Below are 26,182 nucleotides of genomic sequence, written 5' to 3'. Positions count from 1 at the left end.
ATATTTGTAGAAACAATTAAATATTTACAATACGCTCTAAAGCATATTTTATTAATTTTTCTACAGTTTTCTTAGGGTCTTTACTAAAATCACCATTTGCTCTATTAGCAATAATGGCGTTAAGTGATAAGGCTTCATGACCTAATAGTTTTGAAAGTCCATAGATTACTGAAGTTTCCATTTCAAAGTTTGCAATTCTAAAATCTTTATAGTTAAAGCTATCTAATTTGGCATTGAGACCTGCGTCTTGCAATGGTAAACGTAAAACTCTTCCTTGTGGGCCATAAAACCCTCCAGCTGTACCTGTCATGCCTTTAAAGATTTTATCACCTTCAAAATACTTCTCTAAAAACTCACTATTGTTAATAATGATTGGCCTTGCTTTATTTTTATCCCAATTGGTATGTTTAATAAATTCATCCTCTATTTCGGGATTACAAATACCTTCTATTTGATAAAAATGCAACATGCCATTAATATCTAAACCATGTGTACTTAATACAAAGGCATCTACAGGTATATCGGCTTGTAATGAACCAGAAGTTCCAATTCTAATGATATTAAGACTTGATAATTCTTTTTTTGGTTGGCGAGTTTTTAAATCGATGTTTACTAAAGCATCGAGTTCGTTTAATACAATATCTATATTATCTGGACCAATACCTGTTGAAATAACAGTGATTCGTTTATCTTGGTAGTAACCTGTTTGAGTTTTAAATTCGCGTTTTTGAGTACTGAATTCAATACTGTCAAAATGTTTAGTAATTTTTTCAACGCGATCCTGGTCTCCAACAAAAATGATGGTATCTGAAATGTTTTCAGGTTTTAAATTTAAATGATAAACACTACCATCCGGATTTAATATAAGTTCTGAATCTTTAATCGACATTTGCAATAGTTTTAATTAGTTTATTTTTTTCTACACTAAATTGATATTCTAAACGATTAACACCACCATAAATCATATTGTTATTTATTTCTAGTGCAAAATTATGTTGTTTTAAAAAGGCTTCGTGTCCTTTTCTATTTAATGAAATTCCTTCTTCTGTTACAGAGTAAAACAAAGCTAATTTTTCAATTTTTCTTTTTAATTGAATATCGCCATAACCATAATAGCCTTGATAATTTAAACAATAAATAAGTAGGTGGTCTAAAGAACGAATTTCATTTTCATTAATAATTTTTAAGATATTAGCTTCCATTATTCCTAAGCCGCTTTTTTGATCAGGAAAACGTTTTAAATGAGCTTTTAAGCAATTACTCATGTATTTAAAATTAGATTTTGTAACTATATATGGTTTAAAAATATTGTGGTCTTTACCGCAATAAGTTCTCCAAAGTGCTATTGCAAAATCAATATCTTCTTTATTGAGGAGGGTTTTATTTTTATAATGGGCTTTAAGTTGAGTAGGGCTTAATTCTCCTAAGGCTTTTAAGCTTTTCTCTCCTTTAATTCTTCCGCTACAAATTAAATAAATGGGCTTATTTATTTCTTTTTGATGTAATAAATTAATGACTCCAAGCAAATTTATATGACAGAATAAATCATACTCAAACCATAAATTAATTTCGGTATAATCTTCTGTATCATCTAACTTAGATAATTCTTTTTGAAGCTCGTTATGATCTACATCAATATCATAAGTTGAGCTTAAAAAGTCGGCTCTTAATTTAAAAAATTCTTTAGAATCTATTTTTGGGATTGTAGGTCCTTCGCACAACATCTCTTGCCAAGTAAGAATGTCTTCGGTAAAATCTAGCTCTCTTAAATAATCGGTAAGTGCGTTACCATTTGTAATATGCAATGCATTTTTTATCATATATATTAGCCTCCAACACGTTTTACATTAAACCCTTTATCCTTTAACATAGACATTATTTTGTCTCGATAATCACCTTGTATAATAATTTTATCATCCTTAAAGCTTCCGCCAACACTGAGTTTTGTTTTTAATTCTTTAGCTAATTTTTTAAAATCTTCAGTTGCACCTGTGTAACCTTCTAGAATAGTAATTGGTTTCCCTTTTCTTTTTTCGTACTTACAAATAATAGGGTCGTCTTGTAACCATATTTTGTCATTAGAATCTTCTTTTGTTTCTGAGACTGTTGGTTTATGGTCTGGGAATAGATTTTTTAATTGGTCTTGTAAATCCATTTTTTAGTATTCAGTGTAAAATTTACAGTAAACATCAAACAGAAACTAGTAGGTTTTAATTATTACCTACATATTAGTAACTGAGAATTGATTTACTATTTTTTTATAAGTCCCAATTCAATTAGGCGTTCATTTAAAAATTCTCCGGCAGTAATATCTTCAAACTGTTTAGGGTTATCTTTATCTATACAACTCTCTAAAACATCGAGTTTCATTTCGCTCACCGGATGCATAAAAAATGGCATGGAGTAGCGAGAGGTTCCCCAAAGTTCTCTAGGTGGATTTATAACACGGTGAATTGTAGATTTCAGTTTGTTGTTAGAATGTCTAGATAGCATATCACCAACATTTATCATTAATTCGTCTGGTTCTGCAATGGCATCAATCCATTCACCATCGTTTCGTTGTACTTGTAAACCTCGGCCTTGTGCACCCATTAATAAAGTGATTAAATTAATATCACCATGAGCAGCAGCTCTTACTGCATTTTTAGGTTCTTCGATAATTGGTGGATAATGAATAGGTCTTAAAATTGAATTACCATTATGTATATAATTATCAAAGTAAGTTTCTTCTAAATTTAAGTAGAGCGCCAATGCTCTTAACACATATTTGGCTGTTTTTTCTAACATTTTGTAGGTTTGTTTTCCTACTTTATTAAAATCAGATAATTCCTTTACTTCAACATTTTCTGGGTATTCTTTACGTCTTTCATCATCATCTTCAACATACTGTCCAAAATGCCAGAATTCTTTTAAATCACCTTCTTTTTTTCCTTTTGCACTTTCTTTACCAAAAGAGACATAACCACGTTGACCTCCAATTCCAGGGATTTCATAACTTTTCTTAGTTTCTAATGGTAAGCTGAAAAATTTTTTGACTTCATCATACAAACTATCTACCAAGGCATCATCTAAAAAATGTCCTTTTAAAGCCACAAAACCAATATCTTCATAAGCTTTTCCTATTTCATCAATAAATTTTTGTTTCCGTTTTGGATCTTCAGAAATGAAATCCTTTAAATCTACGCTAGGTATTCTATCCATTAGATTGTTGTTTAAATTTTTGTCAATATACAAAGTTAACAATAATAGTCTTAAATATTAGGTCGAATTTATTGACAATTTAGAGCCTATAATGGTTTATTGTATCAATTTTAATTACATTTGATTCATTACCGAAATTTCATTGTATGCCAACAATCACAAAAAGTAACATAACCTACGACAAAAGAAATCTTAATAATAAAATCTTATTAGAGCTATATTATAATATGCTTAAACCTCGAATGATAGAAGAGAAAATGCTCATTCTATTGCGTCAAGGAAAGGTGTCTAAATGGTTTTCTGGTATAGGACAAGAAGCTATTGCTGTTGGTGTTGCAATGGCTTTAGAACCTAATGAATATATTTTGCCAATGCACCGTAATCTTGGTGTTTTTACCACAAGAGGTATCCCATTACATAGGTTATTTTGTCAATGGAAAGGTAAAGCAAGCGGATTTACTAAGGGTAGAGATCGTTCTTTTCATTTTGGAACACAAGAGTATAATCTTGTTGGTATGATTTCTCATTTAGGACCACAATTAGGTGTTGCCGATGGGATTGCTTTAGCAAATTTATTAAAAAACAATGGACAAGTAACTGCTGTTTTTACAGGAGAAGGAGGAACAAGTGAAGGTGATTTTCATGAAGCTTTAAATGTTGCTTCGGTATGGCAATTACCTGTGATTTTTTGTATTGAGAATAATGGGTATGGACTCTCTACACCAACAAATGAGCAATACCATTGTAGAAATTTAGCAGATAGAGGAAAAGGTTACGGTATTGAGTCTTTTATACTAGATGGAAATAATATAATTGAAACTTATACAAAAGTTCAGAAACTTGCTGAAAGCATAAGAAAACGACCTCGACCAATTTTAATAGAATTTAAAACGTTTAGAAGAAGAGGGCACGAAGAGGCTAGTGGAACTAAATATGTACCTAAACAGTTAATTGAAGAATGGGAGGCTAAAGATCCTATTGAGAATTTTAGAAGCTATTTATATACTAATAAAATACTTAGTCCATCCATAGATGAAGCTTATATCGCGGAGATTAAAGCTGAAATAGATTCTGCTTTAGAGTCTGCAAATGCAGAACCCAATATTATACCTAATGAAACTACTGAGTTGAGTGATGTTTATAAATCATTTGACTATAAAGAAATTAGTCCAAATGATAAAGTAGAAGATTTACGTTTTGTAGATGCTATTTCTCAAGGATTAAAGCAGTCCATGGAAAAACATAGTGATCTTGTTATTATGGGACAAGATATAGCAGAATATGGTGGTGTTTTTAAAATTACTGAGGGTTTTGTTAAGGCCTTTGGAAAAAATAGGGTAAGAAATACACCAATTTGCGAATCTGCTATTGTTGAAGCAGCCATGGGTTTATCTATTTCTGGTATTAAATCGGTTGTAGAAATGCAGTTTGCAGATTTTGTAACATCCGGTTTTAATCCTGTTGTAAATTATTTAGCAAAATCACATTACAGATGGCAGCAACAAGCAGATGTTGTGCTGCGAATGCCATGTGGAGGAGGAGTTGCTGCAGGCCCTTTTCATTCTCAAACTAACGAAGCATGGTTTACTAAAACTCCAGGATTAAAAGTGGTTTATCCAGCATTTCCTTATGATGCAAAAGGGTTGTTGGCAACCGCTATCAACGATCCAAATCCTGTATTGTTTTTTGAGCACAAAGCATTATATAGAAGTATAAGGCAAGATGTACCAACCGATTATTTTACCATTCCTTTTGGCAAAGCTGCGGTTTTAAATGAAGGTGATTCAGTTACCATTATTACCTATGGAGCAGGCGTGCATTGGGCAATAAACACGCTAAAAAAGAATGTAGATATTTCTGCGGATTTATTAGATTTAAGAACACTTCAGCCATTAGATAAGGAAACTATAATTAATTCTGTAAAGAAAACAGGTAGAGCTATTATTTTGCAAGAAGATTCACTTTTTGGAGGTATAGCAAGTGATTTGTCTGCCTTATTAATGGAAGAATGCTTTGAATTTTTAGATGCTCCAGTAAAGCGCGTTGCTAGTATGGAAACACCAATTCCGTTTATTGGTCAATTAGAAGATCAATATTTGGCTAAAGGAAAGTTTGAAAATGCTTTAAGAGATTTATTAGCCTATTAATGTTTTTTTATTTGTAGATCAAAATTAGATTTTAGTAGACACATAACTCGGTTACGTATAATTTAATTTTAAAAGTGCATAAAGTTTGCTTATTTCGATACTTTTATAGGAGTTTCAATTTCATTGTATTATCCTTGGTTTTAACAGTAGTTTCTTCAATATTTACTATTTATTAGACGATAATTTTATAAATATTGTATTTAAAACATTAATTTTGCACATCTTAAAATATCCCTTATGAATTTAAAATTACTTTTCCCCTTATTGTTTGTCTCATTATTTTCATTTGCTCAGCAAATACCAGAAGATATAAAACCACCTAGTTGGAGCCAAAAAAACTTAACCAACTTAATACCATATAAGTTGCAGTCTTTCGATTTAATAAAACTACAAAAAGAAGACGAAATTAATGATAAAAACAAGTCTATTCCATGGCGATTTGGACATCAGCTATATGTTGGCCATAATTTTAATAGTGTTGGAGAATGGACAACATTAGAGAATGGAGATCGTATTTGGAGAATGGCTTACACCTCTGAAAATGCCTTTTCGTTAAACTTTATGTTCGATGTATTTAATATTCCTGAAGGTGCTAAACTTTATGTTTATAATAGTGATAAAACAGATTTATTGAGACCTTTTACACATTATAATAATAATGAAGAAAATGTATTAGGAACTTGGTTGGTAGAAGGAAATGAAGCCATTGTAGAATATTATCAGCCAGCTAATGTAACTGGTACAGCTAATATTGTAGTAGGTTCCGTTGTACATGGTTATAGAACAGCAGAGTCTTACCAAAAATCATTAGGTGATTCAGGAGATTGTAATCAAGATGTAGATTGTGATATTTCTCCGGCAAGTGACCCTTATGGATTAAATACAGTAAAAGAGAATGTAAAAAAAGCAGCAGGTATGCTTGTAACTGGAGGTTCTGGCTTTTGTTCTGGGACTTTAGTTAACAATACAAATAACGATGGCACACCTTACTTTATCACTGCAAATCATTGTAGTGGAGGAGAAGGAAGTTGGGCATTTAGATTTAATTGGAGAAGTCCAACACCTTCGTGTAGTACAACAGCGAGTAGCCCAAGTGGGTCTTTTGATCAAACAGTTAGTGGATCTACATTAAGAGCAAATAGCTCGCAATCAGATATGGAACTAGTAGAAATTACGGATACAAGTTTTTTTAACAATAATCCAGATGTTGTATGGGCAGGTTGGAATAATTCTACAACGCAAACACCTGTAGTAAATTTTGGAGTTCACCATCCAAGTGGAGATATTCAAAAAGCATGTAGAGATGACGATGGCGCATCAAGAAATGTTGTTAACTTTAATGGCAATGCAAATACCCAAATGTGGTATATTACAGAATGGGAATTAGGTGTTACAGAGCAAGGGTCATCTGGTTCTGGTTTATTTAATGAAAATGGAGAACTAATCGGTATGCTTTCTGGTGGTGCAGCGGCTTGTAACGGAACTTCAAATAACGGTCAATATGATTTTTATGGAAGATTTGGAGTAGCTTGGGATTATGGAAGCACGTCTGCTACAAGACTTAAAGATTGGTTAGATCCTTCAAATTCTGGAGTAACAACTATTGGTCAATATCCATCATTACAAACTTATGATAATGATGCAAGAGTTGATTCAGGTTCTAATGAAGCTGTTTTATGTGGTGGTGATTTTACTCCACAAGTAACACTTTATAATCCTGGTAATTTACCTTTAACTTCTGCAACGGTATCTTATTACTTAGATTCGGATGCTAGTACGTCTGTAAGTTTTACTGGTAATATTCCTAGTGGTGGAAGCGAAATAATTGCAACTCCAACCTACAATAACTTGGCCATAGGAGACCATACATTTACTGTAAGTGTTTCAAATCCAAACGGAACAACTGATGAGAATACAGGTAATGATATGTTTGTATTTAATCTAGAGGTTAATCCATCATATACAACTTCTTCTGTAACATTTAATATCTTAACAGATAATTATGGAGAAGAAACTACTTGGAGTTTAGTTGATGGTTCAGGAACTACCTTGAGTTCGGGTCCTTTATTTAGTTATAATGATGCAACAACGTATCAAGAAATTATTCCAATACCAAATTATAATGATTGTTATACGTTTACAATTTTCGATTCGGCTAATGATGGTATCTGCTGTCAATATGGAACGGGTAATTACGACTTACAAGATGAAAATGGTAATATAATAATTTCAGGTGGGAATTTTACTTCTCAAGAGTCTGTGACATTTGGTGTTCAAGATCCTTTAAGTATAAATGAGTATGATTTAGAAAATCAAATAAAAGTTTATCCAAATCCGATGAGCGATATTATTAATATTGAATTAACTAGCTTAAATACTAAGGTACAATATGCTGTATTTAATACATTAGGTCAAGAAATTGTAAAAGGAGAGTTAGATTCTAGTATTGTGAGTCAAATTAATGTATCAACATATCAAAGTGGTGTTTATTTTGTAAAATTATCTACAGGAACACAAACAATTACTAAGAAGCTGATAAAAAAGTAAGCTTCACAATTGTGAAAAATAAAAGTCAGTTTCTATAATCAGAAGCTGACTTTTTTTATTAGACTAAGTCTTTATAATATTAGCTATACTGCTAAACTTTACTTGTTTTTAAGTCATCATCTAAACTATTAGATGTGTTGACTATTTTTGATAATGCTTTCATGTTTGTTTTTATTAATTGATTGATGAATAACGTTATAATTATCTATAACGTCTTTTGCTGTTCCAAGAATAACTTTTTGTTTCTGTAGTTTTACTTGTAATTTGGTTACTGTTTAAAGTTCTCATAATGTTTGTTTTTAATGGGTTATACTAAATAGACGAACAATTTTTAGATTTGTTACAGTACTATGCATTACATAGTAATTATTTAACAAATTTTAACTATAATTGATATCTTTACATGCGTGAAACAATACATAACCATTACATTATCAATACTTCTACTATTATTTGGGTGTAATAAAGGAGTAGAATCTACTTGTATTAAACAACAGATTAAAGTTACGGCAACAGCCTATAATTCATTGGCCTACCAAACTAATTCTAATCCTACAATTACAGCATTTGGTGATAGTTTAAAACCGGGTTTAAGATATATTGCAGTATCTAGAGACTTGTTAGATTCTGGCTTAGTACATAACATGCAGGTTAAGATTCAAGGTTTTGATAGCTTTTTTACTGTTAAAGATAAAATGAACAGTCGTTGGCGAAAACGCATTGATATTTATATGGGTAACGATATTAAAAAGGCTAAAATTTGGGGCAAAAGAAAAGTAAAAATTGAATACTGTTTACCAGTAAAAGATACTATTTCTAATTAGATTGTGTTACCATTATTTCAGATACTTTAAAAGGAAAAGCAGCCTGTACTTGTTTTAATTCAACTTTTGATAGCTGTTCTGGTGCTTTATTAAAAAACTGTTTTGCATAACGTAATCGCAGTTTATAATAGGCTTTAGTAATTTCATCTTGTACAGCAATAAAGCGTTCGTATTTAGTTAGAGGCTCATGACTTAAAGAAATTACTGCTTTTTTAGGGTTATCCGACGATTCTGCAAATTGTTCACCGTTGCAATAATTACAGGTATTAAGACCGTTATTGTCAATAAATTTTTCGACAATAGATTTAATGTCTTCTAATTCTACAATTTGATCTTCAATCATAATTTGTTGTTGGTCATTCACTGTAACACGCAACAGGTTTCTTTCAGCAATATCTGCTGTACAATCTTTAGTTTCGCATATACGAGGAAGTTGTCTCAAAATACCCTTATCTGCAGAAATGGTAGTGGTCACTAAAAAGAAAATTAGTAGTAAAAAGGCAATGTCTGCCATAGATCCTGCATTGACCGTTGCAGAATATCTTCTAAATGATTTCATACTATAAATATTTAAATGTTAATTCTTTAACATTCACAACAACGATACCAATCTTGTTAAATCTTGTTAACAATTAATCTTAAATACATTTACAATGTCTTATTTTTGCAAAATTAACCATTTGCTAAAATCACTTTATGTCATCAGAAACTGAAATCATTCAAGAAAATGCAACCGAGAAACGTCTTTATGATTATCAAATAAAAGACCTTAATCGCATTTTTGATGTTATGGAAAATGAATCGGATGATTTTAACCTATTATATCAGCTACCGACAGGAGGAGGGAAAACCGTCATTTTTTCTGAAATTGTAAGACGTTATGTAGAACAACATCAGAAAAAAGTAGTTATTCTTACCCATAGAATTGAGCTATGTAAACAAACGTCTAATGTTTTATCTGGTTTTAATGTAAAAAACAAAGTGATTAATAGTAAGGTTAAAGAATTACCTGATCAAGACGAGTATCAATGTTTTGTGGCTATGGTAGAAACCTTAAATAATCGTTTGTCTGATAACGATTTTGAGCTTAAAAATATAGGATTAGTTATTATTGATGAAGCGCATTATAATTCTTTCCGAAAATTATTCAAATTTTTTGAAAACTGTTTTATACTTGGCGTTACAGCGACTCCTTTAAGTAGTAATATTAAGTTACCTATGAAGGATAATTATAAAAAACTCATTGTAGGAGACGACATTGAGACGTTAATAAAAAATGGTTTTTTAGCCAATGCAGAAGTTCACCATTATGATGTTGGTTTAACCTCATTAAAAATTGGAATTAATGGCGATTATACGGTAAAATCCTCAGAAGCTTTATACACTAATAGTTTAATGCAATCTAAACTTTTGATGGCTTATGAAGAAATGGCAAAGGGCAAAAAAACATTAATTTTTAATAACGGTATTTACACCTCTAAAGAAGTTTATTATACCTTTAAAAAAGCAGGTTACAATGTAAGACATCTAGATAATACAGCTGGTAAGCAAGAGCGTAAAGAAATTTTAAAATGGTTTAAACACACACCAGATGCAGTTTTGTCTTCAGTAAGTATTTTAACCACAGGATTTGATGAGCCAACCGTAGAATCTATAATATTAAATAGAGCCACTCGATCTCTTACCCTATATTTTCAGATGATTGGTCGTGGAAGCAGAATATATAAAGATCGTAACACATTTCAAGTTATTGATTTGGGAAATAATGAAGCACGATTTGGACCATGGAATCAACCTGTGGATTGGCAACATATTTTTAAATATCCTGATCTTTACTTAGATAATATTATTGATGATGAATTGTTAGAGCGCGATTTTGTTTATACCATGCCAGATTCGTTAAAAGTAAAATTTAAAAAATCCTTTACGCTTAATTTTGATATAAAAGCCGAATATAAAGACGTTATTAATTCAGGTAAAAAATCATTTACAGTTATAGAACGTTCTATTGCACAGCATTCTCAAATCTGTATTGATAATAGTGAAGATGTTTATGAAGCTAGAGAATTGATTAAAGATTTACAAGACGAAATTGCATTTAGAGTAAAACAATATTGCTATTGTATTATGAATAGTACTCAAAATTATAAAGATTGGCTTTTTGAAGAGTACAATAGACGCTTAAGAATTAGCTTTAATGGGAAGTTTTAACGTTTTTTTGTAAAGATTTCTATTTTTATACGTTTATTTTGATACTATAAGTATTGAGGTATGGTTTTTGTATTTTACATCTCAATAATTTAAAGCAATTAACTAAAATTGAAAACAACTAAATTCATAGCATTTATTTTCTGCATACTATGCAGTAGTATGGTTTTTGCCCAGATTAAGGATAAGAAGACAAAATCCATACATATTCCAGCTGTAGAATCTAAAAAAGATAAAGATTCTACTTTAGTGAAAATTAAGGTAGCACCAATTCTTAAAAAGGAAGAGGAAGATAAGAAATCGAGCAGTAAAGCAAAAGATGAGGAAGAAAAATTTATAATTAGAGAATCCGAAAGACCATTTTCAATGACAGAGAATGATGGTTTAAAAAGTCCTAGCGAAATTTTTGAAAAACGTTGGAACAAAGAAGCTGTAAAAGGTGGTATTATTAGAGAAATGTCTGATCAGTTTTTAGGAGAACATAATGTAGATACAAAATTTGTAAATATTGTTTGTAGAGACCACCAATATCCAGATGGTGACCGTGTTCAGATAGTAATTAACGATGCTGTAGTTAAGAATAATTTATTATTAACAAGTAGTTATAGACGTGTTGAAGTTAACCTAGTGGAAGGGAAAAACACTGTTGATATTATTGCACTAAATCAAGGAGATTCTGGTCCTAATACTGCAGAATTTGTTGTTTATGATGATAAAGGAAATGTAATTTCTTCTAAAGAATGGAATCTTTTAACTGGTGTTAAAGCAACTATTATTTTTAATAATGAAAAAATGATTATCACACAAAAAGAAGCCGATAAAGAAGAAAAAAAAGAAACAGCTTCTAATAACTAATAGTTAATATTTCTCCAGGTTTCATGCTATCTAGCTTATAATCTCCAATTCTTACTCTAACCAATCTTAATGTTGGTAGTCCTAGTTTCGCAGTCATTTTTCTTACTTGCCTAAATTTCCCTTCGGTTAATATAATAGACAGCCAAGAAGTTTCACCATGTCTTTCATCACGTACATAACGATTAAAAATATGAGAGGTATCTTTTAAAATTTTAGCTTTACAAGCTTTGGTTTTGTATGGTTTTCCATTTACAGAAATTTCTATACCCGTTTTGAGCTCTTCTATAATTTGAGGTGTAATGATTCCATCAACCATAACGTGGTATTCTTTTTCAAAATTAGAACTTGTTATTAGATTACTAAACTTTCCGTCTGAGGTTAAAAGTAATAAACCTTCAGATTTCTCATCTAAACGACCAACTGCCATAATTGAATCTGGTAAGTCATAGAGCTCACTTAAAAGCTTTTTATTCCGTCTCTTATTTTGGTGGTTTATAAACTGACTTAAATAGCCATATGGTTTATAAATTTTATAATAATGTTGTCTTTCCATATTTACCACCAAGTTATAAAACATTTTATAAATTCATTGTTCTCTTTTTTTAGCCAACATAGTGGAGATTGCCTAGATTTGGTATAAGATTTAATTTCATCTTTTGCTTGCTTATAAGAGCACCAATTCACGTTTTCATGCGGTAAACATAGCCATTCAAGTTTTTTAGGAATGTAAAATTGATAGTTTTTTAAGTAGTGTATGTTTTCAATATTTAAATGCCAGCCTACTACACAATTTGCATTTAGTGGAGACACATCAATATTATTATTTCCGTAAGGTAAAAACAATTGTGCTTTAAAACAAACCTTCTGTTTTATGGTGTTAAAGTTCAATTTGTAATGCTTTAATATATCTTTAGTTTTGGGATGATGGAGTAATGGCAGTTGTTTTTCTTTTAGTTTAGTAAGCTTATAAATTAATGCATCGTTTTGGTTAGGGCCAACCCAAAAATTTAATAGTTCAGATTGTTTTTTATTAATATCATAGAGATAGAATTTGTAAATAATTTCGAGATGAATAGGATTGTGGTCTTTTAAGAATAAAAGATCCAGTTCGCCAATAGTTTGCTTGCTATCATTGTTAATTATTAAATTTTCTTCTAATAGCTCTATATAATCATCTTGCTGAAGTTGAAAGGAAACAAAATTTTCTACCCATTTTCCTAAACGTAGTTTTTTATATTCAGAATTATTATAGAATTGTTTAGATGTAAGCTTTGGCGAGAACTGCTCAAGGTTATAAACAGCAGTACTCTTCCACAATAAAGGCGTGTTTTGATAGCCTTCAAACATTCTATTTAAGTCTTTAAGTTTATCCACAAGATTCTAGTTCTATGCTAATTAATTACTAAAAATATTGAAAACCTAACTTATATCATATTTTTTCTATTAAAGAAAAAGTAGCTTTAGTGGTATATTTTTCACGGAATCTTATTAATCAAAAATCACATAGTATATGAAAGTATTTGATAACAAACACATTAAGAATGTGGCTTTTGTTGGTACCCATCGTGCTGGCAAAACCACATTGTCTGAGACTATGCTCTTTGAGGCTGGTCTAATTAACAGACGAGGCTCAGTAGAGCAACAAAATACAATATCTGATTACCATGAATTTGAGCACCAACGCGGTGCTTCTGTTTTTGCAACACCTTTGCATACAGAATGGCGTAACTATAAAATAAACATTATTGATACGCCTGGATTAGATGATTTTATAGGAGAAATAATGTCTTCAATTCGTGTGGCTGATACTATTGTAACTGTTATAAATGCCAAACATGGAGCAGATATTGGAACAGAAATTATTTGGAATTACGTAGATAAATATCATAAACCAACCCTTTTTGTTATCAATAAAATAGATAGTGAAAATGCCAATTTTGAAATGAGTGTTAATAGCCTCAAAGAATTGGTTGGTAATAATGCGGTTTTAGTTCAATATCCTATTAAAATAGATGGAGCACAGTGTATTATTGATGTACTAAAAATGAAGTGTTACAAGTTTGGGCCAGAAGGAGGAAAGCCAGAAAAGTTACCAATACCAAATGACCAAGTTGAGCGAGCTAATAAATTACATACAGAACTTGTAGAAAAAGCAGCTGAAAACGATGAAGAACTTATGGAACTTTATTTTGATAAAGGTACCCTCAATGAAGATGAATTAAGAAAAGGCATAAAATTAGGAATGTTAAATCATGACATTTTTCCAGTATTTTGTGTTTCTGCTCTAAAAGATATGGGAACAGGTCGCTTAATGGGCTTTATAGATAATGTTGCACCTGCAGCAGAAGATTTAAACCCTGAACAAACCATTGATGGACACCTTATAAAACCAGAATTAAAGGCTGATACTTCATTATTTGTTTTCAAAAATATTTACCAACCTAATTTGGGACAAATAACTTTCTTTAAAGTAATGTCTGGCGAAGTAAATGCGAATGACAAATTATTTAATACCAGAACAGGTGAATCTGAAACCTTAAACCAATTATATATAATGGATGGTAAACAGAAAAACGCTGTTCAAAAATTAATGGTTGGAGATATTGGTGCTACTACCAAATTAAAATATACAGAAATAAATGACACATTAGCTACTTCGGCTAGTGATGGAACAATAAAACCTATAAACTTTCCTCAACCAAGACTTATAAAAGCTGTATTTGCAGAGACAAAAAATGAAGAAGAAAAACTAAGTGAAGCCTTAAAACGAATTCATAGTCAGGATTTAACAGTTGATTTAAGTTATAATAATGAAACGCATCAAACCTTAGTTGGTACACAAGGTGAATTGCATTTGGCAACTCTAAACTGGTTATTAGAAAATATCTATGATGTCAAGGCAAAATTTGAATCACCAAAAATATCTTATCGAGAAACCATACAACGCAGTGCAACTGCTAATTACAGGCACAAAAAGCAGAGTGGTGGATCCGGACAATTTGGTCAGGTACATTTAAAAATAGAACCTTTTTATGAAGGTATGCCTGAGCCAGAGGGTTTTTCGCTTAGAGGAAAAGAAGTTGTTGACTTGCCTTGGGAAGGAAAACTAGTGTTTTACAATTGCATTGTTGGAGGTGTAATTGATCAACGTTATTTACCTTCTGTTATGAAAGGCATATTAGAAGTTATGGAATCAGGTCCTTTAACCGACTCTTATATAAGAGATGTTAGAGTAATGGTATACGATGGAAAAATGCATGCCGTAGATTCTAATGATATATCTTTTAAAATTGCAGGAGCACATGCTTTTAAAGAAGCATTTTTAAATGCTAATCCTAAATTATTAGAACCAATAGAACAATTAAAGTTACGTGTACCTGAGCAAATGGTTGGTAATGTAATGACAGAACTACAAAGTAGACGTGCCATAATACAAGGTGTTGAAACGGAAGCTTATTATCAAATACTAAGATGTACAATTCCTTCAGCAGAATTAACAGATTTTTCTAGCCAATTACGCTCATTAACACAAGGTAGAGCAACATATTCTTTAAGTTTTGAAGGCTATAATCCTGTACCAAGTCATATACAAAAAGAACTAATAAAAGAACAAGAATTAATAACAACATAAAACACAATAATTATGCATAGTAAAGTAATGTATTTAAGCGATTTAAAGTTTAATATAGATACGTGGAAACGCGAATTAAGATTCCATTTTAATGAAATGGATACCTTTCAAGAAAAACTAGAAGAAATTGTACCTAGAATTGAAGGAAAGGAAGCCTTAAAGAAATTAGAAGTGTATCAAAATCGCATAATGATAGAAAAAGATGTCATTTCTAAATTAATGCACAGATGCAGAAACAAAATGGCCAATTTAAACAATGCAGATATTAATGAAAATATCGATGGCCGTTTACAAAATGAACAACATACGCTTAAAGAAGATATGCGTACGTATATTAAACTTCATTATGATTTAAAAGAGGAACTTATGGATTACTTTTTAGAAGTTTTAATGGTTTTGTCTTAATCGCTTTTTTAACTAAATACAACATGAAGACCACATGCTTAAATAGTATGTGGTTTTTTTGTAACGATATTGTTTGAGCTAATAAAATACCATGATTTGAGTTTAAAAACTTGTCAAAAAAGTGTAAAAAAAATGTGAACTATATTCTAATGTCATAGATTTATCTGTTCTTTACATTAATTATGAATAAAAAAACAATTAGAGATATTACTCAATTTGTATTGCTCTTTTCTTTAGCATTTACGTTATCATGTACCTCAACTATAAACGATGATTTTTCAGAACGTTCTAAGATAGCCTTAAGAGACGCTGCACATAAGCTGCTATTATCACAAAATGATACAACAACTTTAATTCTGCCAGTTAGAGAATTAAATTCAAATACTTTCCAATTGTCTTTTGGCGATTCTTTGTCTATAGAGCCACAAATATTGGTTTCAATTTTACAAGAAAGTTTAAGAAAAATTAAATTACCTGAAGAGTATAGAGTAGAAGTAAAGCAATGCCAAAACTATGACGTTTCTTATAGTTACCAAATAACTAAAGCAAAAGAACAAACTATAATTCCCTGCACAGGAAGACTTTTACCAAATTATTGTTATTTAATAGAATTAAAATTTATTAACAAAGAAGAAGTCACTTCTTCAAAATCTATATTAATTAAGTTTATTATAATTCTATTGGTTTTATTAGCAGTGTTTCTAGGATTAAAAAAACGAATTGCATTAAAAACAAAACAACATAAAGTTTTAAAAGAAACAACAGATAATGGTAAAAAAATAGGAAGCTTTAAGTTTTATGCTGATCAAAACAAATTGGTAAAGGAAGCCCAAGAAATTGCGCTTTCTAAAAAGGAATGTGAACTACTTGCCCTTTTACTTACCAAACCCAACCAAATAATTAAACGCGACGAACTTACGAAACGTGTTTGGGAAGATAATGGTGTTTTTGTAGGCAGAAGTTTAGATACTTATATCTCTAAACTTCGTAAAAAACTGAAGGCAGATTCCTCAATAAAAATCACCAATATACATGGCGTTGGTTATAAATTAGAAATAGAATAACAATTCTATTATCTATAATAACTCTTACTAGTTCCTTTAGTACAAGCACAGTTGCTAACACCTTGAAATAAGTCTAAGCCAATAGTTATCATATGAGTACCAGTATTGTAACCAGAAAGGTCGTTAAAGGTAAATTGATAAGCATATCCAAAATAAAAATTATTATAGGTAATACCTGCCATTGGACCTAAATTTAAAGGCTTAAAAAATTGATCATTTAAATAACGGTATGATGCTCCAAGCCAATAATAATCACCCAATCTATTGAATTTTCTATATTTAAAATTAATATCTGTACTTGATCTTTTATCACTATCAAACAACTGAAAAAATACTGAAGGTTCATATTCAACATCTTTGTTGTTTTTACTTTTTAAAACAAGACCTGAGTAGATTTGATAATTCAATAATCTACTTGGCTCCAAACCTACATAAGGGTCTGTGTCTTTTTTCATAAAATTATTTGCATTAAGACTTAAATAGAATGCTTTATAACGATATAATATTCCAGCATCAAAATTATTGTTAGAAACAGAACGGTCATCCGTAATAGTAGTGCTTAAAGTAGGTACATCGTAAGTTGTATTAAAATTCTCGATATCAATTCTAAAACTATTAATGTTATAAGATAAACCAAAGGACAAATATTGTTTTGATTTATAGTCTAATATTAAGTGATGCGCAAAGGAGAATTTAACACCTTTTTGTCTTGTATTTCCGTTTTTATCATTGTAGGCAGAAATACCAAGACCTGTTGCACTCGCAATTCTAAAATCTGCGTAAAGGGACTGATTGTCTGGTGCGTTTTTAATGCCAACCCATTGTGTTAATCCATTTACTCTTAGTTTTAAATTATCTCCAATACCTGCATACGTTGGAGATATTACAAAATTGTTTTCTGATAGATACTGTGTAAAAACAGGTAAGTTTAATTCTTGACCATAGCTTTGTGCAAAGATCAGAAAAAGAAAATATAGTGTGATTTTTTTCATAATGTTATCTTTTTAAGCGCTTTGCTATTATCTATATAATGTAAAGTGTCCAACAAATTCTTTATCATGTGAAGGGTCATTAGTTTTTACTACAAACCAATAATCTCCTGTTGGCAATTCTGTACCGTTGTATTTTCCGTCCCAAGCTTCACCAACGTGGTATTCGGCTATTTTACGACCATAGCGATCAAATATATCGAAGGTTAGATTCGGATAGTTATCAATACAACCTGGCGTCCAAGTAGTATTGGTTGCATCATCTGGAGTAAACCAATTTGGTATGCATATTTCTTCAAATTCTAATTCTATTGTTGCTTTTGCATAACATCCAGTAATATCTGTTACAATAACTTCATACAAACCAGATTCTGTAATTATAAATGTGTTTTCAGTACCAAAGTCTTCGCCATTCATAGTGTATTGATATCCACCTTCACCTCCAGAAGCCGTAGCTATAAACTGATTTAATTCACCTTCAGCTAAGGTTAAAGAAATAGGGTCTGAAGTTTCAATATCAAAGAATTCTGTGGTTTGAATACAGCCATTTGAGTGTCTTACATCTATAAAATGATCTAAACCATCAGGTACATTTATAAATTTTTCACTTTCTTGATATGGACCTCCATTTAAGGAATAATCTAGTTGAGAAAGATCTTCGATAGAAGCATCTACAGAAACCGTAACGATATTACCTTGCGTGTTATCTTCACAAATATTTTCAATAATCACTTCTGGTAAAATAGTAACGGACTCCGGAAATGTAATATTCCATTGAGATTCACAACCTTCTGCATCGCTAACAAAAACAGTATGGTCACCACCTGCTAAATTTGTAAAATCAAATTCATTTTGTGTAAGGCTACCTGTTGTATAAACACCGTCATAATCGTCTAGACTAACACTGTATGGTAAGGTTCCTCCAGAAATGGTTATACTAAACTCACCATCTTCATCACCACTACATACTTCTGGTAGTAATGAATTAGGAACAATACTTAATATTACAGGACTAGGTTCTTCAATTAAAAAGCTGATGTTTAAATAACAACCTAATTCATCTTGTACAATAAGTTCATAATCTCCAGGTTCTAAATTTTCTATAATATTGGTGTCAAAAAACTGGTTTAATTGAGGAGAAATAGCATACTTTATAATGCCTGTTCCACCAGTTGCATTTATTTCTACTCTACCATTATTATTTCCAGAACATGTAACATTACTAATTTCAATAGTTGCATCTAAAGGTGCATCTGGTTCTGTAATACTTATATCATCAGAAGTCGCAATACAATCACCACTTGTTACTAAAACAGTATAATTACCAGCATATAATTCAGTAAAATAACCAGGACTGTTTTGAGTTGCTGCTATAGCATTACCTGAGTCATCTTGCAAGGTATATATGTAATTACCTAAGCCACCAATTGCCGTTGCAGTAATTGTACCATTGTTATCGCCAGCACAATTGATTGTAGGATTTGTAGAATCTAAAGCCACCGTTAATGTAGGTAGAGGGTCTACAGTTATTTCGTTTGAAACATTTGTAACACATCCATTTGCATCTCTTACAAAATAAGAATATGTACCATCAGAAACTGAAAATGTTGTAGATGTAGTAAATGTGCCTATGATTGGACTAAAAGAAGCATTTTCGCTATAAGAATATAGACCAGTACCACCAGTTGCACTTAATGTTAATGTAGATTCTGTTAAACAAGTTTGTGTTGTTGTTCTTACCAAACTAGCTTCAACAGGAGTTGGTTCTGTAATAACAATATTTGCTGATGTAAATTCACAATCAAATCCATCGGTAATTCTAACAAAATAAGTTCCTGGACCTAAATTTTCAAACACATTAGAAGTTTGAGGGCCAGATACACTTGCGGTTGGTAAAACTGTATTTAATGTATAAGTATAATTTGAACCTTGACCACCCGAAACATTAGAAATTGTAATGCTAGCATCTTGATCACCAAAACAAGAAAGTATAGATGTACTTGGTGTAAAAGTAGCAGTTATAGGGTCTGGTAACTCTAAAATGATTGATTCTGAAACAATACAACCACCAGAATCTCTAACATTTATAGTGTAATTACCAGCAGCAAGCTCTGTAAATGTATTATTTGCAGAATAAGCTATGGTTACATCTCCTGTTAATTCATATTCTAAATCTCCCCAACCACCAGAAGCTGTTGCAGTAATTGTACCTGCATTGTTGTTACAGGTTACATCAGAAGTTTCAGCAACAGTTAATGTTAATGGTGCTGCTGGTGAAGTTATAATTATATTAGATGAAGCAGAACAAAATGGGAAATCAGTTTCAGTTATAACAACTGAAAAAGTTCCTGCTTCCATCCCTGAAACAGTAAGAGGATTTGTTGAAGTATTAGCATTAACAGCTCCAGTTACAGACGTACCTAAACTATCGAATACTTCATAAGTGTAGTTGCCATTATAATTTTCAATATTAATCTCAAATGTACCAGAGTTATCTCCAAAACAAGTTACAGATGTTGGCGTCATTGTAAATATTGGAGTTGTAGCTTCATTTAAAGTTACAGAGACTTCTTCCGTACATAATGTTAACGTATCTGTGATTGTAATTGTGTAAGTTCCAGATGGTACTCCAGAGAACACATTACCACTTAAAGTAATAGATGATGGATTAGGTGCTATACTATAAGTATATGAACCAGAGCCTCCAATACCAGTAATTGTAATTTCTCCATCATCATTGTTACATGATGGTAAAGCTGTAATTTCAGGTGATAAAGAAACTGGTGGTTGAATTTCTAGATTGACAATACTTCCACAACCATTAACATCGCTTACTTCTATAGAATGATTTCCAGAATATAAGTTAGATAATGTAAAAGGGAATGTTTGTGTTTGAAAAGCACCTCCATCAATACTTACTGAATAAGGCGGAATTCCGGCTGTATCTAAAGTAACCTCTATTTCAAATTCACCTTCTGCAACAGTACATTGATTAGTGTTTATTGCACTAATTACAGGAGTAGCATCCATATCTAATACTTGAACAGGACTTGTAACAATACAATTATATGCGTCAATAACATGCACGTAGTAACTACCAGCATCTTCATAGAACGTACTTGTAGTATTCCACTGAGAATCTGTTGATAATGGAGCAGTAGAAGAATTTGTTATCTGATATCTATAAGGTGACGTTCCGTTTGAAGCAATAGCACTAATAATTCCTGAATTTGGATTACAATTTGCATTTTTATCAATTGAAACTGCTAATTCTAGTGCAAAAGCAGATTCTGTAATATTAAATGGACTTGTAACAATACCACAACCTGCATTTGGACCTGTTGTTTCGCTTATTGAGACAAAATAATTTCCAAAAGGTAATGGTCCTAAATCAGTAACTGTTAATGTTCCGTTTGCTGGTACCGAACCAGAACCTGTGATTCCTGTTGAGTTTAATGATAACGAATCAAATATTTCATAGTTAACATTTACGGTATTGGTATAAATGCTATTAACTGTAAATGATACGTTGCCATCAGCACTGCCTGTACATGTAATATTGTTAGAGCTAAATGCTGTAGTTGTTAGAGTTGAATTGGTAGGTATAGGAATTGCTGAAGGCTCATAATAACTACAATTTGTATCTTGATCATATACAATAAATGTATAAAGTACACCTGGTATTAAGCCTGTAAACGTTGCAGATTGACTACCAGGAGAATCTTCACTAAGCCAAGTACCTGTTGGGTATACAGTAGAAGGTCCTTCATAGATAGCGAAAAAGAATGGTCCAACACTACTTAACGCAGAACCAACACTAACTTCCGCTGTTCCTCCAGATAAACAGTCTGTTGTAGCTAAAATATTAATATCTAAATCTGTTGGAGGAGAAGCAACCAATACATCTTGAACTAAAACAGAACAACCATTTGCATCTACCACATTTATTTGATATAGTCCAAAATCAACAACATCAAAATTAACAGACGTTGAACCTGTATTATTTAATTCTGAATTAGAATATCCATTTGTTCCTGTTACAAAATAGTTATATGGAGCAGTACCACCTACAACCGAATTTACGATTACCGAACCTTGAGAAGTTCCACCAGTGATATTACATGTAATATCAATTGCATCATAATCTACTTGTAAAGCATCTGGTTCATTTATATCAATAGTTTCTGTTGCCGTACAAGATTTAGAATCTGTTACAGTCACAGTATATGAACCGGCTGGTAAACTAGACGTTTGTGTTCCGTAGTCTGTACCAGTAGAATCGTTAAATACATTAATTACAAAAGGAGGTGTGCCAACTGTTGTATCAATGGTAACTTCAATAGCTCCATTTGTATCTCCATTACATAAAATAGGTTGCGTTTGTGTAACTACGCTTAATTCTGGTAATGAAAGTGGCTCAACGCTAATTACAGATGATTCTGCAATACAACCATTAGCATCCGTAATTTGAAATTGATACGTCCCGTCATTAGATGTAGAATAAGTAAAAGGCGTGCCTGTTGCTCCTAAATCTGTGTAAGTACCTCCATTAAAAGATACGGCATAGGTATAAGGTGCAGGACCAGAAATTGTACCAGTAATTATTGCATCTGCAGAAGTTGTACAATCCAAGTCTTTTGTTAAAACAACAGCTAAAGTTGGAACAGGAATTGGATCTACAGTATAAGTTTCGGAATATACACAGTCTTTTTCATCTTTAACTTGGAAGGTATAAGTTCCTGGCTCTAAATCTGAAAAACTTGTTGATGTTTGATATGAAGTTACATTTGAAGCTGGAGCAGATATTTGATATTCTAATGTTCCTATACCACCTGTTACACTTGTAATTGTAATTGTTGTTGTATTTGTTGGACATGTAATAGGAGTGCTATCAAAAGTTAAATCCGTTGGAGGATTTAATGGTTCTATTTCAATTTCATTTGTAACTGCGGTACAACCATTAGCATCCATTACAATTATTGAATAAGTGCCTTGGGATAAGTCACTAAAAACATTACTAGATTGAAAATTAACACCATCTATACTGTAAGTAAAAGGTGCATCGCCTCCTGAAACAGTTGTAACTGTAATTGTTCCATTATTTAAACAAGTTAATGGCGTCGTCAGTTCGGCTATTCCAGAAATTGATGCACCAGAATTAACAGCAATTGTTTCTGGTTCTGTGGTACAGACAGCTGTACCAGAAGTGTATTGTAATACAATATTATAAGTTCCAGCTGCAAGGCCAGTAAAACTATTTGAGTTTTCATATGTTGTTCCGCCATCAATACTATAAAGAATACTACTACCATTTGCATTAGTAACATTTATGGTAATTGCACCAGAATTTACTTCGTCAGCACAAGTAATATCCGTTTTTGTAACATTAAATTCAGGTTCAGAAATTGCATCAACATTTATAGAAACATTAGTGCTACAGTTGTTAGCATCAACAACTTCTATATTATAAGTACCTGCAGTAGCAACAGTTATTTCTGGTGTAGATTGAAAATCACTACTACCATTTACAAAATAGTAATATGGCGAAGTTCCACCAACAGGATAAACAGTAATAATACCATCTTCACAAGATAACGGTGTTGTTAAAGCGACAGTAGCTGTTAACAATGGAGGCTCAATTATTTCTATTTCTTCAGAAACGATACAACCATTTTCTGTTTCAATAGTTGCTGTATAAATACCAGCATTTAAGTTTTGAAATGTGTAATTATTATCTACAATAGGGCCAACACTATTTATTAAGGTGCTATTTTGAGTTAATGAAAATGAGTATTGTGGGTCGGCATCATTTGCCGATAATTGTATGCTTCCTTTGTCGCCATGACAAAGCGGTTGTGTAACCGTTGTTGAAGCCGTAAAATCTCTATCTCTAATTAGTACATCTAAAACAGCAAAGACACAAGGATTTGTTTCTGCACCAATCTGTCTAACATATACATTGTAAGTACCAGCCGTATCAACTGAAAAAGTATTACTAGCTTGATAAGTTATATTGTCTAAACTATACTCATAGCCAGAAGGCACATCATTTACAGTTATACTTCCATTTGTTGTACATATTATATCTGAAGAATTAACAGTAGGGTTTAAAATATTCTCATAAACATTAAAATAAAACTGTACAAAACAGCCTCCAGGATAATTTATAGTTATACGATATTGTCCTGAGGTATCTGCTATAAAATTTGAACCATTACTTACAGAATTCCATGTACATGTAGCATCTTCATTAGCACAATCAACATCAGTAACTGCTGTACAACTATTTTCATCTAATTTTTCCCAAATAATAGAAATAGAATCTGATATGCTTGTTTGTATGTTTCTAAAATCATCTGCTCCACATAAAAATATATTAGGTAATTCTTTTCCGTTATTAGGACAAGTAACAACTTCATCTGCATAAGGAATGACAGGGTTTGTTGTATTACTTCCAAATAAATCTACAATATATCGTTGTACAATAGACTGACAAGGTGCTATTGCTGTATTGTATGAATAATAAGATCCTGTTTCTGTAACTGTGATAGATTGACCTGTACCAATAACTGGAGTTCCTGTAGGACTAGTAGACCAAGAATAAGAGTCATATCCATTTGCAGCTATTAGTTCTACACTGTCTCCACATAGTGTTACACTTTCTTGGAAACCACAATCTAAATCTGCTAAAAAATTAGTGGCTTGTGGTGAAATTAAACAACCTGTGTTAGAGCTTAAACTAGGATCATCAGTTATAGTAAAATTAGAGTTTACTGTTCCTTGATAAGAAGCAAATGCTTGGTTTTGTATTAAGTTAGAGCAAGCTTCTAGCAGCTCTGAACACGAATCTACCACTTGCGCTTCAATTCTTATTTCTAAAACTGGATCATTTTGTTCTACAACAGAATCGTCTATATTAAATATTAGTTCTCTTGTAATAGGATTATAGCTTGCAACAGAAACACCAGGAGGTAAAACTAAATCTGTTGGATGATTGTATACTATATTTACAGGTAAAACATCCCTAATCTGAAAATTAGTTGCATCATCATTACCCGTATTCTGAAATCCGATGACATAGTTTAAAGGAGAACCTAAACTTACAAGTTGGTCACCTATATCGTTACCAAACTCGTCCTCAACTATTTTGGTAAGAACAATATTTGGTGCAATTATCTCTATAGCAAAAGCGCTAAAATAGTAATAGTATATATCTAAATTACTACCTAAACTAATATCAGCAGAAGTAGCATTATTAGCTATTAAAGAGTTTCCTGGATTTGGAATCTTAATAATACCTGCATCAAATCCTAAAGTATTTGGACTATTAGGGTTTCTATTTGTAAATAATCTAGAGGTATCTGTTAATGGATCTATGTCAGACACGGTACTATTAAAAAAATTGTTGCCAGCTCTAATTGTATTACCACCATTATCGGTAACACTAATAGTGCTTCCGTTTAGTTGTAAATAATCACCTGTCCATCGTCTATCGCCTTCAATTGTAGCAAATGCAAAGTTTGCTTTTACAGGACCTGTAGGTATGGTATTAAAGCCACTAACAGGAAATGTTTCATTAATTGTACTAGTAATTTTAGTAAAACCATCAAACGAGGTAATGTATTTACTTGGTAGTAATGGATCTTCGTAAATAACAAACAAGGACCAACCAGCGGAAAGTCCTTCAGAGTTGGGTTTTGGCCCTACTAAAGTTGAAATATTTGCAACAGTATACGTGCCTTCTGGGTTTGGTAAAGCCGTAAGCATATCTGTAACATCTTGATAATAGGCATACGTGTTGGACTGACTATTATTTGGTGCGTTTTGGTAGTAGATTTCAGTACCTGTAATATCTACATAAGAACCACCAGGTACTTTAAATTTTACATCCGATATTGGCTCGGCTCCATCTACAACTGCACTCCAGTATAAACCTGCATATACTATTTGATAACAACTGTCATCACTTGGTACATCTAGATCTGCGCTACTAGAATTAAAGGTATTTGGATCACCATCTATATCAACATAGACAGCGGCATCTAAATTATCATTAGTATTTGTTCCGCTATATGGATTAGAAACATGTAATCCCACATTACTGTTTCCTATTAATAGCATATCTCCTTTTATGGCTTCATCGTACCTAGGAGAAAAGGGTACAATATTTTGAGAAAAAGCATGCTGTCCCAAAATCAGCACTAGAATAATAAGGGTTATTCTTGAAAAAGTAGGTTTTTTCATGGTAAATAATTTAATATTTCATTTTATCCTTTGGGGCGAAAGAATAAAATGAAAAAGGCTTAACTTC

17 protein-coding genes are annotated in these 26,182 nt (G+C 31.8%); 8 read left to right on the top strand and 9 right to left on the bottom strand.

All coding sequences use genetic code 11. The annotated features are described in order from the left end of the window. Nucleotides 1-16: 16 nt before the first annotated feature. The 4 genes from HNV10_RS10670 to HNV10_RS10655 all read right to left on the bottom strand — a co-directional run bounded on the left by HNV10_RS10670 (nucleotide 17) and on the right by HNV10_RS10655 (nucleotide 3,201). Complete coding sequence (locus HNV10_RS10670; protein WP_173301336.1) at nucleotides 17-889, bottom strand: nucleoside phosphorylase; 873 nt, start codon at nucleotides 887-889, stop codon at nucleotides 17-19. Beyond that, complete coding sequence (locus HNV10_RS10665; protein ID WP_173301335.1) at nucleotides 879-1,820, bottom strand: DUF1835 domain-containing protein; 942 nt, start codon at nucleotides 1,818-1,820, stop codon at nucleotides 879-881. The genes HNV10_RS10670 and HNV10_RS10665 overlap by 11 nt, the downstream gene beginning before the upstream one ends. Nucleotides 1,821-1,825: 5 nt before the next feature. After that, complete coding sequence (locus tag HNV10_RS10660; RefSeq protein WP_173301334.1) at nucleotides 1,826-2,155, bottom strand: translation initiation factor; 330 nt, start codon at nucleotides 2,153-2,155, stop codon at nucleotides 1,826-1,828. A gap of 95 nt (nucleotides 2,156-2,250) precedes the next feature. Then, nucleotides 2,251-3,201 carry an isopenicillin N synthase family dioxygenase gene (locus tag HNV10_RS10655; protein WP_173301333.1) on the bottom strand — a complete coding sequence of 317 codons (951 nt, stop codon included), beginning with the start codon at nucleotides 3,199-3,201 and terminating at the stop codon, nucleotides 2,251-2,253. A gap of 146 nt (nucleotides 3,202-3,347) precedes the next feature. On the opposite strand from HNV10_RS10655, the gene HNV10_RS10650 reads away from it, so the two are divergent. The 3 genes from HNV10_RS10650 (at nucleotide 3,348) to HNV10_RS10640 (ending at nucleotide 8,719) form a co-directional block, all read left to right on the top strand. Continuing rightward, complete coding sequence (locus HNV10_RS10650) at nucleotides 3,348-5,348, top strand: alpha-ketoacid dehydrogenase subunit alpha/beta (RefSeq protein WP_173301332.1); 2,001 nt, start codon at nucleotides 3,348-3,350, stop codon at nucleotides 5,346-5,348. Between the two features lie 237 nt (nucleotides 5,349-5,585). Continuing rightward, nucleotides 5,586-7,895, top strand: coding sequence for a T9SS type A sorting domain-containing protein (locus tag HNV10_RS10645; RefSeq protein WP_173301331.1), 2,310 nt, complete (start codon nucleotides 5,586-5,588; stop codon nucleotides 7,893-7,895). Nucleotides 7,896-8,302: 407 nt separating this feature from the next. Further along, nucleotides 8,303-8,719, top strand: coding sequence for a 3D domain-containing protein (locus HNV10_RS10640; RefSeq protein ID WP_317166899.1), 417 nt, complete (start codon nucleotides 8,303-8,305; stop codon nucleotides 8,717-8,719). Here HNV10_RS10640 and HNV10_RS10635 read toward each other — a convergent pair. Further along, nucleotides 8,712-9,278, bottom strand: coding sequence for an ExbD/TolR family protein (locus HNV10_RS10635; RefSeq protein ID WP_173301330.1), 567 nt, complete (start codon nucleotides 9,276-9,278; stop codon nucleotides 8,712-8,714). The genes HNV10_RS10640 and HNV10_RS10635 overlap by 8 nt on opposite strands. Before the next feature lie 137 nt (nucleotides 9,279-9,415). Between HNV10_RS10635 and HNV10_RS10630 the strand changes: the two genes are divergently transcribed. Both HNV10_RS10630 and HNV10_RS10625 read left to right on the top strand, forming a co-directional pair. Then, the gene (locus HNV10_RS10630) at nucleotides 9,416-10,930 is read left to right on the top strand and encodes a DEAD/DEAH box helicase (RefSeq protein ID WP_173301329.1); all 1,515 of its coding nucleotides are present in this window, start codon (nucleotides 9,416-9,418) and stop codon (nucleotides 10,928-10,930) included. 108 nt (nucleotides 10,931-11,038) lie between these two features. Further along, nucleotides 11,039-11,782: a hypothetical protein gene (locus HNV10_RS10625; RefSeq protein ID WP_173301328.1), complete on the top strand. Its 744-nt coding sequence runs from the start codon at nucleotides 11,039-11,041 to the stop codon at nucleotides 11,780-11,782. Here the strand turns inward: HNV10_RS10625 and HNV10_RS10620 are convergent. After that, nucleotides 11,772-12,335, bottom strand: a complete 564-nt coding sequence (locus tag HNV10_RS10620; RefSeq protein WP_173301327.1) for a pseudouridine synthase — start codon at nucleotides 12,333-12,335, stop codon at nucleotides 11,772-11,774. The two genes, HNV10_RS10625 and HNV10_RS10620, sit on opposite strands and share 11 nt — an antisense overlap. A 2-nt stretch (nucleotides 12,336-12,337) precedes the next feature. After that, nucleotides 12,338-13,156 (bottom strand): DUF1853 family protein, encoded by an 819-nt coding sequence (locus HNV10_RS10615; RefSeq protein WP_317166898.1) that lies wholly within the window; start codon nucleotides 13,154-13,156, stop codon nucleotides 12,338-12,340. A 136-nt stretch (nucleotides 13,157-13,292) separates the two neighbouring features. Here HNV10_RS10615 and HNV10_RS10610 point away from each other — a divergent pair, with 136 nt between their 5' ends. The 3 genes from HNV10_RS10610 to HNV10_RS10600 all read left to right on the top strand — a co-directional run bounded on the left by HNV10_RS10610 (nucleotide 13,293) and on the right by HNV10_RS10600 (nucleotide 16,882). Next, the gene (locus tag HNV10_RS10610; RefSeq protein ID WP_173301326.1) at nucleotides 13,293-15,413 is read left to right on the top strand and encodes an elongation factor G; all 2,121 of its coding nucleotides are present in this window, start codon (nucleotides 13,293-13,295) and stop codon (nucleotides 15,411-15,413) included. 12 nt (nucleotides 15,414-15,425) lie between these two features. Continuing rightward, a complete protein-coding gene (locus HNV10_RS10605) occupies nucleotides 15,426-15,818 on the top strand; it encodes a hypothetical protein (RefSeq protein ID WP_173301325.1) in 393 nt (130 codons plus the stop codon). Nucleotides 15,819-16,000: 182 nt separating this feature from the next. Further along, nucleotides 16,001-16,882 (top strand): winged helix-turn-helix domain-containing protein, encoded by an 882-nt coding sequence (locus tag HNV10_RS10600; protein ID WP_173301324.1) that lies wholly within the window; start codon nucleotides 16,001-16,003, stop codon nucleotides 16,880-16,882. An 8-nt stretch (nucleotides 16,883-16,890) separates the two neighbouring features. Here HNV10_RS10600 and HNV10_RS10595 read toward each other — a convergent pair whose 3' ends face one another. After that, a complete protein-coding gene (locus HNV10_RS10595; RefSeq protein ID WP_173301323.1) occupies nucleotides 16,891-17,874 on the bottom strand; it encodes a PorP/SprF family type IX secretion system membrane protein in 984 nt (327 codons plus the stop codon). Between the two features lie 27 nt (nucleotides 17,875-17,901). After that, the gene (locus HNV10_RS10590) at nucleotides 17,902-26,115 is read right to left on the bottom strand and encodes a T9SS type B sorting domain-containing protein (RefSeq protein WP_173301322.1); all 8,214 of its coding nucleotides are present in this window, start codon (nucleotides 26,113-26,115) and stop codon (nucleotides 17,902-17,904) included. Nucleotides 26,116-26,182 lie beyond the last annotated feature (67 nt).

Source organism: Winogradskyella litoriviva, assembly GCF_013249065.1.
GTDB classification, from domain to species: domain Bacteria; phylum Bacteroidota; class Bacteroidia; order Flavobacteriales; family Flavobacteriaceae; genus Winogradskyella; species Winogradskyella litoriviva.
Note: the sequence above shows the minus strand (reverse complement) of the source record. Positions and strands in the feature narration are given on the sequence as shown.